Raw genomic sequence first — 15,267 nt, 5'->3', positions numbered from 1 at the left:
TTAAACTTTTAGATAGCTTCCAATTATCACCAAGGGCGCAATTTCGAGTGCGCAAAGGTACAAAATAAAATACACAAAATACGGAAACATAGCTTTTTGATAGTTCTTCAACAGCTTTATCACACCTATGCCATTTACCAATAAAATTAAGATGATGGTGGCATAAATTATCATTTTTGAGTCCCTAAAAATGTAAACCAAGATCACGTTGCCAATAAAGAGAAGGATACTGCTATGGTTCAGATAAGATGTTTTGCTGAACACCAATTCCGATATCAGTCCTTGGGTATTAAAAACAAACCCTTTGATAAACTGCAAAATCAATTTTGCAATTTGGAAAAGAACCAAAAGAGCCAAAATCAAAAAAAACACATTTTGATGATTTTCGCTTGGCAACACATCAAAAGCTTTTAATGACAGAAAAATGAAAAAGGCGAGGTTTATGGCTTGGAAAACGGTGAGTAAGATGTGGAACCAATTGAACAGTTGCCCTTTTTTATTGTGCAAGAGCACATATTTATCATTAAAGGGCAATATTATAAAGTTCAAGAATTTAGTGTGATAAAAGTATTTCCCCAAGGCAAAGATTATGAGGCTTATAAACAGTACCAGAGTCATCCAGTCCAGCGAATAAGCAGCTTTTTCTATTGGGTTCATTCTGTTATCTTGATTGGTTTTCCATTGAGTCCGGGCCCTAAGCCATTTTCCGAAATTCCAATTCTAAAATACCCCGGATTTTCCATCTTTGGCAATGGTAGTTCAAAGGTATAAAAAACAGTATCCTTGGCCTTCAAAATACGGTTTTCTGGATAAATATTTTTAACCTTGAGGGATCTCATTTCCTTTACTTGTTTGTGTTCATTGGAATATGATATCATATATTTCAGGTTTTCCAATGGAATGTTGAACTCATACGGATTATATACCTTCAACGAATGTTCAATCCCCGTTTTCGGTTTCTCTACAATGCATTGCAGTTTTCGATACGATTGAAAATCGTCTATAAAATTTCCGTAAAAGACCGTACTGTCCAAGTGCATGTATTTAATGTCGCCACTTTTGGCAGCTACCGGAACATACAGTACTTTTTTGCCCCGCACACGTTCTTCGGAATCATCTATGGAATATTGATTTTTCCGATACCAAAGATTGTTCAAAGAGATTGCCGGAATACCGGAATAAAACTGATACATGGAAGCACGACGGTACGAGTTTTCAAAAACAATGGGAACTCCACCTGCTTTTTGGGTGAGATCAGCCACCCACTCCTTATTGCCATGGGTTTCGTAAACCATGGGGAATAAGGGTTTGTAAACTAACCAAATTCGCGCATATAATAGTAATACCAAGCTCACTAGACCAATACGGTATATCCATTTTCTGCTCTTGGCATTTTCCAAAATATAGTTAAAAGCAATTATGGCCAAGGGAATGGAAATGGCAATGGTCCATTGTGCTTGCACCCTTCGGTTAAAACTGGAGATAAAAAAGAAAATCAATATTCCGTAAACCAAATAAATTAAGGCTTTTGAAAATGTATCGGTTGTTTTAAATTTGAAGAAGGCACTATAAACCCAGTAAAACAAGAGGCCAATGATCACAATATTGTTCAAGAAAAAACCAAGGGTAAACTCATGAAATTTGTAAGCTTGGTTTGGGCGTTCGTACAAATGGAAGGTAATCGAAACAAAATCATTTTGGTACAGCCAAACAAAATGGGGGATATAGCAAACCAACGCCAAACCTACCGCAAGCCACGCTTTTTTGTTGGTAATGAGCTTTACATTGGATAGAAAAACAAAGAGAATCACCAAGACAGCGTGGTACTTGCTGTACATCAATGCGGCCATGGTCAGCCCCAAAAGAATGGTGGTCCCAACCGAAGGATCATTCAAAAACCGTTTGTACAGCCAAAGAAACAGTGCCGTGAAAAAGAGCAATGCCGTGTCGGGCAAGGTTAAAAAGCCATAGGCGTTCATCAAGGTAAAGGAGAACACCAATAGAAAAAAATGGACTACATAATCCTTTTTCTTGGGATTTTCCACCAGCAGCCATAGTATAATATAGGTGCCCGCAGAGAGCACACAGCTCATAAAACGCACTCCAAGTTCCCCATTAAACAAAAAACTACTGATTTTGATCAAAAAAGCCACCATGGAAGGATGGTCAAAATACCCCCAAGCCATATCTTGGGCATAGTACCAGTAGTAGGCTTCATCATAGATAAGTTCCGTAAAATAACTTTGAACAAGGTTCAGGGCAAAAATGAACGCTAGTAGAAAAAGAAAAAGTTTGGGAAACTTTTGGGTCATCAAATGGGTTTTAGTTGGCGCAAAGTTACAAATATTGCCCAAGTGCACTCGGGTGTTCCGGATAAGCTATTTAGGCTAAATAGAAAACCGTATTTTTGCCTTCTAATCCAGTACGAATGGCAGACGGCTTGGTCATTATCCCTACTTTCAATGAAATTGAGAACATTGAGGCCATAACCAAAACGGTTTTCGATCTTAAGAAAGACTTTCATGTTCTTGTGGTAGATGACAATTCTCCCGATGGTACGGCCGATGCTGTGCGGTCATTGCAAGAAGAATTTCCGGACAGGTTGTTCCTTGAAGTTCGGAAAGAAAAATCTGGTTTGGGGACCGCCTACATTCATGGGTTTAAATGGGCCTTGGAGAAGGGCTATGAGTACATTTTTGAAATGGACGCCGACTTTTCCCATCGCCCAGCGGATTTATCCCGATTACACCGGGCCTGTCTCAATGGTGCCGATGTGGCCATAGGTTCCCGATACAAAAAGGGCGTGAATGTGGTCAATTGGCCGCTATTTCGGATTTTGTTGTCTTATGGAGCATCTTTTTATGTGAAGATCATTACCGGAATGAAGGTGCACGACCCAACGGCTGGGTTTGTCTGTTACAAGCGAAAGGTCCTGGAGACCATAAAGCTGGACAATGTTCGGTTTATCGGATATGCCTTCCAGATAGAAATGAAATACAGGGCTTATCTTAAAAAATTCAAGATAGAGGAAGTATCCATCATTTTTACCGATAGGGTCAATGGAAAATCTAAAATGAACTCCGCGATCATTCGGGAAGCCATTTTTGGGGTCATTGCCATGAAGTTTAGAAGTATATTTTTCAAAAAGAGTTTTTAGAAATGTCAAGAACACTATTAAAAAATGCCAAAGTGGTCAACGAGAACAACATTGTTGAGACCGATGTGCTGTTGGATGGGGAATTTATTGCCCGAATAGATGCTGACATTTCCGATGCCAATGTCCAGATCATTGATTTAAAGGGAGACCTGCTACTTCCCGGAATCATTGATGACCAAGTACATTTTAGGGAACCTGGTCTTACCCATAAGGGAACCATTGCCACTGAAAGTAGGGCGGCCATAGCGGGTGGAATTACCACCTTTATGGAACAACCCAACACCGTTCCACAGACCACTACCATAGAAAAGTTGGAAGAGAAATTCGCCATAGCAGCAAGGGATGCCTCAGCCAATTATTCCTTTCTTTTTGGGGGCACCAACGACAATTTGGAAGAATTGAAACGTTTGGACAAAAATGCATGCTCTGGGGTGAAGTTGTTTCTGGGGTCGTCCACAGGAAATATGCTGGTGGATGATGAAGCTGTCTTGGAAAAGATTTTCAGCAATACCGAAATGGTGATTTCGGCCCATTGCGAGGACGAGGGCACCATCCGTGCCAATATGTTCAAATACCAAGAAATGTACGGGGATGATATTCCCATTGAACTTCATCCGATAATTCGGAGTGAACAGGCCTGTTATTTGTCCTCTTCCAAGGCCATTGCGCTGGCCAAAAGAACAGGGGCCAGATTACATGTGTTCCATGTGTCCACAGGAATTGAAACGGATTTGTTCACCAATGAAATTCCGTTGGAGGAAAAGAAAATTACCGCTGAGGTCTGTATTCACCATTTGTGGTTTTCGGATGAAGACTATGCCGAAAAAGGGACATTGATCAAATGGAATCCGGCGGTAAAAACCAAAACAGATCGTAAAAAGTTGTGGAAAGCGCTTTTGGACGACCGCATTGATGTGGTGGCCACCGATCATGCGCCACATACCTTGGAAGAAAAGAAAAATCCCTACACCACAGCGCCGTCTGGCGGACCATTGGTACAGCATGCGTTGTTGGCCATGCTTCAGAAGGAAAAAGAGGGTGTGATCACTTTGGAAAAGATGGTAGAGAAAATGTGCCACAATCCAGCAAAGTTGTTTGATATTGACCGAAGGGGCTATATCCGAGAGGGCTATTATGCAGACTTGGTCCAAGTGAACCGAAATTCCAAAGAAGAGGTTAAAAAAGCCAATATTTTCTATAAATGCGGATGGTCTCCTTTTGAAGGTGTTACTTTTGATTCCAAAGTAATGCGAACCTTTGTCAACGGACATTTGGCGTATGATAACGGTATTTTTTCGGAAAAGAAGAATGCAAAACGACTTACATTCAATCGTTGAACTATGAAAAAAACTGTTCTTTTCTTTTTTGGAATGTTGTTCCTTTCTTGTGGAGAAAAAGTGGTGGAAGAACCCGAAAACCTTATCCCAAAAGATAAAATGACCAATATTCTTTGTGACCTGGCCCTATTGAACTCCACCCAATCGGCATTCTCCAGTGCTTTTGATAAAACGGGAATCGACATTATGGAATTTCTTTATGAGAAGTATGATATAGACAGCACCCAGTTTGCCCAAAGTGATTTGTATTATGCCTCTATCCCCTTGGAATACCAATCCATCTATGAAGATGTGGATGCCAGGATTGAAAAAAGAAAAAATGCGATTGAGGCAACTACAAAAAGACGAAATGATAGTATTCGGGATGCGCAGTCCCATAGAAGGGATTCCATTAAAGCTTTGAGAAAAGAGAAGGATTCCGTCACTCCTTAAATTTGGCGCAGCAAAAGGCGATAGCTACATCCAAATCTTCGAATGTAAAATCAAGGGCCTTCCTCAATTTTTCACTGCTGTATATTTCTTGTTTGTAGAGTCCTTTGGCCATTGTTTTGGTCAATCTTCTTCTTTTACTACGTAGGTTGCTTCGCAACCAATCCAATCGCCAAAATAATTCCAGCATCCAGAACGGTACTTTTTTGGTTGGTGGTGCAACACCCAGTTTTGGTGCTATTTTTTGGAACAGTTCACCATACGAAAGGTTTTGATTGACCATTATAAATCGCTCTTGCACAATATTTGATTCCATTAGTTTCGTCATGGCGGTGACCACGTCAGTTATGGTCACAAAACCTGTCCCGCCTGGGATAAAGGATTTTTTGTCCTTTGCGGCATACGTAAAAAATGAACCACTTCCAGATTTCCAGAACCCGGGGCCAATGACTACTCCAGGATTAGCGATAACTACATTTAACCCCTCCTGCGAACCTCGCCAAACTTCCAGTTCCGCATCATGTTTTGTAATTCCGTATACCGAGGCATTGGAGTCGCTCCATTCATTTTCTTCGGTGACCACATCACCCTTAACACTTGGACCAATGGCCGCAATGGAACTCACATGGCATAATTTCTTTATACCCTGTTTTAAGCAGAGGTTCACCACATTAGCCGTTCCTTCCACATTGATTTTGGCCAAGGTCTTGTACATTTTTGGGTCAAAGGAAATGAGGGCAGCACAATGGTAAACGTAGTTTACATCCTTAAAGGAGGCTTCGAGCTCCCCAATGTTGGTGATATCGGCTTGAACCCAATCAATGCGTTCCATTAGGTTGGACGGGTTATCGCTGTAATACCCAAAAACCTTGGTCACTTTTTCAATGGAGACTATATCTCTATAGGTTGCCCGTACTGTTTCGCCATTTTTTACCAAATGGAACAGTAGGTGCGAACCAATCAATCCAGTGCCTCCAGTGACCAATATCATGCGATAAAAGTACCTATTTGTAACGGATTTATTCAGGGAAGTGCCAACTTCATTTTATATTTGCAGCTATTCTAAAAGACAACCATGACAAAGAATTTTGTTCAAGAACTGCAATGGAGGGGAATGGTGCATGATGTAATGCCCGGGGCGGAAGAACATCTTATGGAAGGGATGCGGGCCGCTTATGTGGGGATTGACCCAACGGCAGATTCGCTACATATTGGGCACTTGGTAAGTGTAATGATGTTGAAACACTTTCAATTGGCCGGACATAAGCCATTTGCTTTAGTGGGGGGTGCCACGGGAATGATCGGAGATCCCTCCGGAAAATCTGCCGAGCGCAATCTTTTGGATGAAAAGACCCTTCGTCATAACCAAGAGGCCATTAAAAGTCAGTTGAGCCGTTTTTTGGATTTTGAAAGTAGCGCAGATAATGCAGCGGTTTTGGTGAACAACTACGATTGGATGAAGAATTTTACCTTCTTGGAATTCATTCGGGATGTGGGGAAACACATCACCGTAAACTATATGATGGCCAAGGATTCTGTAAAAAAACGACTGTCTTCCGATGCAAAGGAAGGGATGTCCTTTACCGAATTCACCTATCAATTGGTACAGGGTTATGATTTTCTGTACCTCTATCAAAACCACGATTGTACCTTGCAAATGGGGGGTAGTGATCAATGGGGGAATATTACCACAGGCACCGAACTTATCCGTAGGATAGGCGGGGGAAAGGGCTTTGCATTGACCTGCCCATTGATCACCAAGGCCGATGGTACCAAATTCGGCAAGACCGAAGGCGGAAACGTATGGTTGGATGCGGAACGTACCTCGCCGTATAAATTTTACCAGTATTGGTTGAATACTTCGGATGAGGATGCCGAAAAATACATTAAGATTTTTACTTTTCTTGATAAAGAAGAAATTGAAAGTTTGGCGGTTGAACATAAAGAAGCTCCACATTTACGGACACTTCAGAAGAAATTGGCCGAAGAAATCACCACTATGGTACATTCCAAGGAAGACTTGGAAAATGCCATAAAAGCCAGTGAAATCCTTTTTGGTAAATCCACTTCCGCCGATTTAAAACAATTGAACGAAAAGACGTTTTTGGATGTGTTTGAGGGAGTGCCACAAGCCCAGATTTCTAAAAATGAGCTGACTCCAGGATTGGATATGATCGGTGCTTTGGCGGCCAAAACCAATTTTTTGGGATCCAATGGTGAGGCCCGTAGGGAATTAAAGCAGAATTCGATTTCGGTGAACAAGGAAAAAGTAAAAGAGGATTACCTGATCACCGAAGCTGATTTGATCAACAACAAGTTTGTGTTGCTGCAACGGGGCAAGAAGAACTATTTTGTTTTGGTTGTGGAATAGCACTAAATAGCCATCAAATTACAGCCTCTTATATCCGAGTTGTCAAATCGGCCTAAAACTTCAAATGAACCATTGGAATGGGTTTTCCCCAAATCTTGTGTGGCAATAAAGGAACAAGAATACACATTGGCCAGATCAATGATATTGATCCCACCGGTTCTGCCATGGGATTGTAGGGACAAAGGGTCTTCAGTATCACGGGTGATTATCTTCAGCCAAGGTGGAGTCCTAAAAATTCCATCTCCTTGGGAATAGGCTTGGGACAACAATTCGGTCATCCCATATTCCGAATGTATTTTGGGCACGTTGAACGCTTTTTTCAGAATACGGTGCAATTCTTTTCTGATGAGCTCTTTTCGTCGGCCTTTCATCCCCCCAGTTTCCATGATGATGGTGTTTTTTAGTGACATGGGTGCTTGTTCAGCCAAATCCAACAAGGCAAAAGAAACTCCGATCAATAGTGTTTTGGTTTGTTTTTTTTCCAAAGCAATGAGCTTTTGGTGCAATTCCTTCAAATTGTAGAGATAGAAACCACTATCTGGGTGGTTGGAACGGGAAACCAGTTCGTTCACCATATAGACCAAAGAGGAACCTTTGCGTTCCAAATAGGAGGGCAGTAGGGCCAGGATACAATAGTCCTTAATAGGACCATAAAACTTGGCAAAGCCCTTTAGAAAGCTTTGCTCATATATTTCGAGGTCGGGAACAAAATGTTTGCTTACTGATGCTTGGGTAGTACCACTGCTCTCAAAAATGGCTTGGGGCTGTTCTTGGGTGGAGGTTATCTGTTGTGTTTTAAAAAATTCAATGGGGAGGAATGGAATTTCCGTAGTGTTGGCCACATTTGATGGTGATTTTTTCAGGTACTCGCAATAGGCTTTGTAGACGGGATTGTTTTTGTATTGGAACTGGAACACTTGCAGGGCAACCCCTTCAAATTCCTTGAGATTTGAAATGGAAAAAATCCGTTGAATATCCATGCTGTCCATTGGGGTATAAAAGTACCCAAAAAAAAAGTCCTTCTGCAGAAGGACTTTCTAAAACATCATGGTTATTATTTGACGACCAGTTTTCGGGTCATGGTCTTTTTTTGTTCGGTGACCTGAAGCACATAAACTCCAGGGACCAATCTGGATATATCCAAAGTATTGGTTGAAATCCTATCGGTTAGGACCACTTCTCCAAACACATCGTAGACTTTGATTTCCTTATTGCCATTGGTTTCGGTGGTAATATAGATTTCCTCACCATAGGCAGGATTGGGGTACATTTTAAAACCCTTCAGCTCTTGCACGGGTTCAGTGTTTACACTGACCAACTCTTGACCGTAGGAAATAAGAGGTAAAGCCATAATAAGAACAAAGTAGATTTTCTTCATATACGCTGATTTGGGATCATGTGCAATGTAAAAGTAGCTAAACCTGTGGTCTAGGGCTATAAAATGTTGTGAAACAGAAAAATATGTAGGTAAAAGTGGAAAAAGTGTGGTTTAGGGCTGGGGAAGAAAGGTTTAATAGGGTAAACTACTTGACAATAAGCTTTCTAGTGGCCATTTTATTACCTTCCATGACCCTAAGAATGTAGACTCCTTTGCTGAGTCGGGAAAGGTTGAGTTCCTTGCCCAAAATTGTGGTTTGAAGGACTTGGGTGCCCAAAACATCAAAAATCAGGATTTGTTTGGGGGCATTTTCGGAGGTCTCGATGAACACCTTGCCCTGGGTCACGGGGTTTGGATAGAGCTTAAACCCGTCAATATCCGAACTTGAGGTACTTTCTTGCGAAAAACCAAGGGCACAGACAAAAAAGAAAATGACGAGGTAAAGGTGCTTCATAAAATATTGATTATAAACGCTATGCCACAAAGATATAAAAATATGAAAGTGATGGCGTGCCGTTTGACGAAAAGGCCTTTTAATTTGACGAATAACAAAAAAAGCCCCCAATAATTTGGAGGCTTTTAATTTATGTTGGTTAACTATTTCTTAATTGGTTGCCCAATCAAATAGAGTAATATCAACCGTAGCAGCACCCTCATAGGTTAAAAGAGGATCCGCATCAGCACCGTTTACCTGAGCGTTAGCAGGATCTCCGGCATTTGGGAAATCAACAGAAGTGTCGTATCCACTCAAGGAAAGCCCAGTGATAGTTGCACCGGATTGGTTCTTGAACTGAAGTGCGGTTCCACCCACAGTTGAAGCAGCGGTAAGGTTCTCTATAGTAGGGTTGTTGTTCTGTCCATCTCCCTCCACTACGGTAGAGAATGCTGCGGTGTGCACAACATAGGCATTGGTCAATGTACCGTTCCATCCCTCTGTCCAGTCGATGGCATCGTCCTCGTTGTTCTCCAAGTAGAAATTGGAAGCAGATACTGTACCACCAAAGAACTCGACACCGTCATCGGTACCGTTCAAGATGGCCACATTGCTGATGCTGGTCTCAGAACCAACAGCGTACAATGTAAGACCATTATACTGGGACTCAGAGTCAATCTGGGCACCAGCATAGTTGATGATCAAATAATCGATACTACCAGAATCATCGGCATCGTCGGTTCCACCGTAGATGATACCACCCACTTCAGCGGTAGCATCCACACCCTCTGTTGTTGTTGCGTTACCAGCGATTACCAATCCACCCCAATCACCTGGAGTTTCATTGGAAGAGGTCATTACAACAGGGTTACCGGCAGTACCTTGGATATCGATCATACCACCTTTTTGTACCACGATATAAGTGCTTGTCTCATCACCTTCCTCAACATCGGCAACTATTTTGGTGCCAGCAGGAATGGTCAAAGTAACCCCATCTTCAACACTAAGAGACTGTTGTAAGAAATAGGTAATGCTTGGATTCAAAGCTAAATCAGACATTACAGAACCAGTAAGTGTAGCAGATTGAGCCTCAGCATTTCCAGTTGCCCAAGTGAAATCATTTACATCAACTGTTGCAGGGCCTTCATAGGTTAATAGAGGATCTGCATCTGCACCGTTTACCTGAGCGTTAGCAGGATCTCCGGCATTTGGGAAATCCACAGAAGTGTCGTATCCGCTCAAGGAAAGGCCAGTAATAGTTGCACCGGATTGGTTCTTGAACTGAAGTGCAGTTCCGCCCACGGTAGAAATTGCGGTAAGGTTCGCTATGGTAGGGTTGTTGTTCGCCCCATCACCTTCAACAACTGTTGAGAAGGCAGCGGTATGGACCACATAGGCGTTGGTCAATGTACCGTTCCATCCCTCAGTCCAGTCGATAGCATCGTCCTCGTTGTTCTCCAAGTAGAAATTGGAAGCAGAGACTGTACCACCAAAGAACTCGACACCGTCGTCGGTACCGTTCAAGATGGCCACATTGCTGATGCTGGTCTCAGAACCAACAGCGTATAGGGTAAGACCGTTGTATTGTGATTCAGAATCTATCTGGGCACCGGCATAGTTAAGAATCAAGTACTCGATACTACCGGAATTGTCCATGTCATCGGTTCCACCATAGATGATACCACCCACTTCAGCGGTAGCATCAACACCCTCTGTTGTTGTTGCGTTACCAGCAATCACCAATCCACCCCAATCACCGGGCTCTTCGTTGACGGAGGTCATTACCACAGGATTACCGGCAGTACCTTGGATATCGATCATACCACCTTTTTGCACCACAATATAGGTATTGGTCTCATCACCTTCCTCAACATCGGCAACAATTCTAGTACCGGCGGGAATGGTCAATGTTGCACCAGATTCTACACTAAACGATCCTTGTAAGAAATAGTCAATGGCTGGATCCAATTCCAAGTCTGAAGCTATGCTACCGGTAAGGATGTTGCTTTCAACTGATAAAGCAGAACCTACCCAATCGAACATGGATACATCAACCGTTGCAGGACCTACATAAGAAAGTGATGGATTTGCATCTGCACCGTTTACTTGGGCATTTGCAGGATCTCCGGCATTTGGGAAATCAACAGAAGTGTCGTATCCGCTCAAGGAAAGCCCAGTGATAGTTGCACCGGATTGGTTCTTGAACTGAAGTGCGGTTCCACCCACAGTTGAAGCAGCGGTAAGGTTTACAATGGAAGGGTTATTATTGGCACCATCGCCTTCAACCACAGTTGAGAAGTCTGCAGTGTGCAATACATAGGCATTGGTCAATGTACCGTTCCATCCTTCAGTCCAGTCGATAGCATCGTCCTCGTTGTTCTCCAAGTAGAAGTTAGAAGCAGAGACTGTACCTCCAAAGAACTCGACACCATCATCGGTACCGTTCAAGATGGCCACATTGCTGATGCTGGTCTCAGAACCAACAGCGTATAGGGTAAGACCGTTGTATTGTGATTCAGAATCTATCTGGGCACCGGCATAGTTGATGATCAAATAATCGATACTACCAGAATCATCGGCATCGTCGGTTCCACCGTAGATGATACCACCTACCTCAGCCGTAGCATCCACACCTTCTGTGGTTGTTGCTTCACCAGCTATCACCAATCCACCCCAGTCACCGGGCTCTTCATTGGCAGAGGTAAGAACTACTGGATTACCTTCTTCACCTTGAATATCGATTTCAGCACCTTGCTGGATTACGATATAGGTGTTGGTCTCGTCACCAGTTTCCACTTCAGCAGTAATAGTAGTACCAGCAGGAATGGTCAATTTAGCACCCGCCTCAACGCTAAAGGTGTTTTTAAGGATATAGGTTTCTGCTGGATCCAAAGTCAAGTCTTCAGTTTGTGATCCAGTCAACTCAATGGCAGGAGTAGGACATGCGTTACAAGATGAACCACCACAATCCACGCCAGTTTCATCACCGTTTTGAATGTTATCATCACAGGTAGCTACTGGAGTGTCATCTGGAACATCTGGTCCGCCATCATCGCTGCTACAGCCAACCAGCACAAGGGCGGAAGCCATCATCGATAATAGTGAAAATTTAAAGATTTTCGTTTTCATAATTAAGGATTTAAAATTAATTTTTGATTATTAGTGTTTGACATAAGTAATTAAAAGCGGTAGGTAAGTCCCAAACGGAATAGTCTACCTATTTTATAGTTTCGAACCACTTCGGTCTCGATCTGTCTTTTGGGTGCATCAGGGCCTAGGCGTTCCTCACGGTCATCTGAGAAGGCCTCTAGCTCATTTCTGCTATCCAGAGTAAGAACATCAATGGTTTGTTTTATGTTTGGATTAAACAGGTTCTGGCCTGTAAGGGAAATTTCAAAATGCTCCCCTACTTCCTTGCTAACCCGTGAATTCAGGACAACAAAACCTTTCTCCAAAATGGCATCGTTATATCTAACATCCCAATCTTGCTGGCTGCGGGCAAAACCAAGAGCAAAAATTTTATCAGAAGCGTAACTGGCAGAAAGGTTGGCAATGAATTTATTGGGTCCTGAAGTTTCAAAATTCAAGCTTGAATTGGTAATCCAGTCGGAAGCGCCTTGTAATGGCGCTTTTCTATTGGTGCCATATCTAAACGTTTCAGCGATGGTCACACCATCATCCGCCAACGTTTCAAATAGTTCCTGTTCATGCCACATTCTGCTGGCATTCAAAACCAAACTTAGGGTAGGTCCAACTGGATTTCCGTCCTCGTCATTTGTTTTGGGTTGAATCAAATCTATTTTGGATTCAAACTCGATACCATATATAGTCGCTTCATCTCCAGTGTTCCTGAAGGTAAAAAGCGCACCATCTGACCCACGGTTACGAACCTTATTGATAGGATCTTCTATAGATTTATAGAAGAGGGATGTTGAAATTAACTGGCCCCTTGTTGGAAAGAATTCCCATTTTAAGTCAAAATTGTTTGAGAAGGAAGCTTCCAAGGCATTTTCACCGACAGTACCAAAAACTTGCTGTCCTGTTGGAGAGATATAACGAAAGGGAGCAATTTCCTTAAACTCTGGGAGTGTAATACTTCGGCTGGCAGCAAATCGTACGGCATGCTCATCATTAATGGAATATTTAATGTTTAAGCTAGGGTATACATTGGAATACTCCCTTGAAACATTTCCCACGTCACCGCCAGGAGCATTATTCACATCATAATCCACTACTATTTCATCTTTTTGAAATCGTAGTCCAGCATTGAAATTCCATTTTCCAAAGCCAGCGTTGAAAAGAGCAAAGCCAGCAGCTGAAGTGTATTCACCTGTGTACTCATCCTTGACCTCCCCATCCTCATTGGATTGAAAGGATAATATTTCCAAAATATTGTTTTGAAAATTAGAGGAAGTAAAAATTTGATCCAATTCGTCCAATGAGTCGGAACTGGGTCTATTATCATCTACGTTTGAAACCCCATAAAATGTAGATTCAAAGTCACGGGTTTTCCTTCTATAATTTACACCAAGGTCAATGTAGAAGTTTCTATTATCATCGTCTATAATTTTAAATCTATCTTTTATAAGACCATTGTATTCCTCGTCATCGATTAGCTGAGAAAGTTTTCTTGATTCAAAGCCACTATTTTCATATAGGATTACTTCTCCCGTTTCTGGGGTAAAGTTTACAACGTTTCTTATTCGGTTAGGCTCGTCCGCCGCCAATTTGTTGTAGCTTACTGCCCAGTCCAAAACATTGTTTTCACCAAGCTTGTGATTACCAATTAGTTGAGTAACAAACAGGCGGGTCTGTTTGGTATTCTGATCTCTTACGAAATCTGAAAAATTACCTAAGGTCTCCTCTTGTAGATTACCCAACCCGTTTCTACCAGCTTCCGCAACAATATCTTTGAGGGTGTTGACAAAAAGAGTTACTGACTTTACGATGTTCTTATTGTCTTGGTAGGTCAAATCCAACATTGCGTTATTGACATATTCTGTTTCCCATTGATTAAAATCGGTGACGGAATCGGTAACATTAACTTGGTCATAGACTTTGAAAACACCAGGAGAATAGTATCTATGTGATTTGGAGTTGGATGCGGTGGCAAAAATCTTGAATTTGTTATTAAAAAATGATTTACCACCGCTAATATTGAATCTTAAATCCATTGGGGAGTCTATAGTTCCAGCATCCCAAGATTGATCAGTAACTTGATCCAATATATCAATGTCGGTATCATAAAACCCCAAAGAGGTGTCTTCATAGTTAGCAGATACTTTAAAGCCATCTCCATCAGAGCCATCTCCTACAGCATTGGTATTAGCTCCAACAGCTACACCAACCTCCAACTCTCCGGTTCCCGTGAGTTCGCGTGAGGCAATGTTTATATTGCCTGAAGCTTGATCTGCTGATGTGGCAGCGGAGTATGTTTTACTGATACTCACATTCTGGATGACGCGGGTGGGAAAAAGCCCTAAATCAATGTTCTTTTTTTCAATATCATCAGAAGGAATTGGCAAACCATTGAAAGTTGTGGTCAGGTACCTGTCCCCCAGTCCTCGAACAAAAACATCTCCAGAAGCTTCACTTTCGGTGACACCAGAGATTTTTGTAGCCGCAGATTTTACATCAGAAATACCAAGGTTGCCAAGCTCAATGGCCCCAATACTTTCTTTGATTTCAATAGCTCTCTTTTGATCCAGTAATAAGGCAGTTTCAGAATCCTTTCGTGCTACTGTTACTACAACAACTTCTTCTAGCGCAAAACCAGATGAAGCGCTCATGGGCACGTTTACACTGGTTACCTTTCCGGCTTCTACAGCCACATTGGGTATTTCAACAGTTTCATAGCCCAAATAGCTAAATACAACGGTGTAGGTACCTGGTTCCAAACCAGAGATTTCATATAACCCGTCAAAGTCCGAAGTTGTTCCGGTTGTTGTTCCTTTTATAAGGACATTTGCAAAAGCTAAAGGCTCGTCATTTAGCTCTCTGTCAGTCAGTTTACCTACGATGCTTCCCGTGGTATCCTGTGCTACCGCTTGCATTGTTGTTGCAAGGGTCATAATCAGTAAAAAATATTTCATTATCAGGTAAGTATTTGGCGCAAAGAACGCCACGGCCTGTAAAAGCGATGTTAGCTGTGTGTTAAGTGTT

The 15,267-nt window shown here is 42.1% G+C and carries 12 protein-coding genes; 4 read left to right on the top strand and 8 right to left on the bottom strand.

Annotated elements, in window-relative coordinates; all coding sequences use genetic code 11:
- Together FG28_RS04580 and FG28_RS04575 are read right to left on the bottom strand one after the other, a co-directional pair.
- Positions 1-657 carry a DUF4271 domain-containing protein gene (locus FG28_RS04580; RefSeq protein ID WP_036380336.1) on the bottom strand — a complete coding sequence of 219 codons (657 nt, stop codon included), beginning with the start codon at positions 655-657 and terminating at the stop codon, positions 1-3.
- Complete coding sequence (locus FG28_RS04575; RefSeq protein WP_036380335.1) at positions 654-2,312, bottom strand: glycosyltransferase family 39 protein; 1,659 nt, start codon at positions 2,310-2,312, stop codon at positions 654-656. Before FG28_RS04575 ends, FG28_RS04580 begins: the two co-directional genes overlap by 4 nt.
- A gap of 116 nt (positions 2,313-2,428) precedes the next feature.
- Here FG28_RS04575 and FG28_RS04570 point away from each other — a divergent pair, with 116 nt between their 5' ends.
- The 3 genes from FG28_RS04570 to FG28_RS04560 are packed head-to-tail and all read left to right on the top strand — an operon-like array spanning position 2,429 to position 4,926.
- Positions 2,429-3,157, top strand: coding sequence for a polyprenol monophosphomannose synthase (locus FG28_RS04570; protein WP_036380334.1), 729 nt, complete (start codon positions 2,429-2,431; stop codon positions 3,155-3,157).
- 2 nt (positions 3,158-3,159) lie between these two features.
- Positions 3,160-4,494: a dihydroorotase gene (locus FG28_RS04565; protein ID WP_036380333.1), complete on the top strand. Its 1,335-nt coding sequence runs from the start codon at positions 3,160-3,162 to the stop codon at positions 4,492-4,494.
- Between the two features lie 3 nt (positions 4,495-4,497).
- A complete protein-coding gene (locus FG28_RS04560; RefSeq protein WP_036380332.1) occupies positions 4,498-4,926 on the top strand; it encodes a DUF4296 domain-containing protein in 429 nt (142 codons plus the stop codon).
- Here the strand turns inward: FG28_RS04560 and FG28_RS04555 are convergent.
- Entirely contained in the window at positions 4,916-5,914 is a 999-nt protein-coding gene (locus FG28_RS04555; protein WP_036380331.1) for an NAD-dependent epimerase/dehydratase family protein, read from the bottom strand. The genes FG28_RS04560 and FG28_RS04555 overlap by 11 nt on opposite strands.
- A gap of 84 nt (positions 5,915-5,998) precedes the next feature.
- On the opposite strand from FG28_RS04555, the gene tyrS reads away from it, so the two are divergent.
- Positions 5,999-7,294 (top strand): tyrosine--tRNA ligase, encoded by a 1,296-nt coding sequence (tyrS, locus tag FG28_RS04550; RefSeq protein ID WP_036380330.1) that lies wholly within the window; start codon positions 5,999-6,001, stop codon positions 7,292-7,294.
- A 2-nt stretch (positions 7,295-7,296) separates the two neighbouring features.
- Here the strand turns inward: tyrS and FG28_RS04545 are convergent, their stop codons facing one another.
- From FG28_RS04545 to FG28_RS04525, 5 genes are all read right to left on the bottom strand, one after another.
- On the bottom strand, positions 7,297-8,274 hold the full coding sequence (locus tag FG28_RS04545) for an acyl transferase (RefSeq protein WP_197062551.1): 978 nt from the start codon (positions 8,272-8,274) through the stop codon (positions 7,297-7,299).
- A 74-nt stretch (positions 8,275-8,348) separates the two neighbouring features.
- Complete coding sequence (locus tag FG28_RS04540; RefSeq protein ID WP_036380329.1) at positions 8,349-8,672, bottom strand: T9SS type A sorting domain-containing protein; 324 nt, start codon at positions 8,670-8,672, stop codon at positions 8,349-8,351.
- A gap of 145 nt (positions 8,673-8,817) precedes the next feature.
- The gene (locus FG28_RS04535; protein WP_036380328.1) at positions 8,818-9,126 is read right to left on the bottom strand and encodes a T9SS type A sorting domain-containing protein; all 309 of its coding nucleotides are present in this window, start codon (positions 9,124-9,126) and stop codon (positions 8,818-8,820) included.
- Positions 9,127-9,276: 150 nt separating this feature from the next.
- Positions 9,277-12,234, bottom strand: coding sequence for a hypothetical protein (locus tag FG28_RS20760; protein WP_197062550.1), 2,958 nt, complete (start codon positions 12,232-12,234; stop codon positions 9,277-9,279).
- Between the two features lie 50 nt (positions 12,235-12,284).
- Positions 12,285-15,197 (bottom strand): TonB-dependent receptor, encoded by a 2,913-nt coding sequence (locus FG28_RS04525; protein WP_036380327.1) that lies wholly within the window; start codon positions 15,195-15,197, stop codon positions 12,285-12,287.
- Positions 15,198-15,267 lie beyond the last annotated feature (70 nt).

Origin of the sequence: Muricauda sp. MAR_2010_75 (assembly GCF_000745185.1) — a bacterium.
Lineage (GTDB): Bacteria > Bacteroidota > Bacteroidia > Flavobacteriales > Flavobacteriaceae > Flagellimonas.
This window is presented reverse-complemented; position numbering and strand designations above follow the sequence as displayed.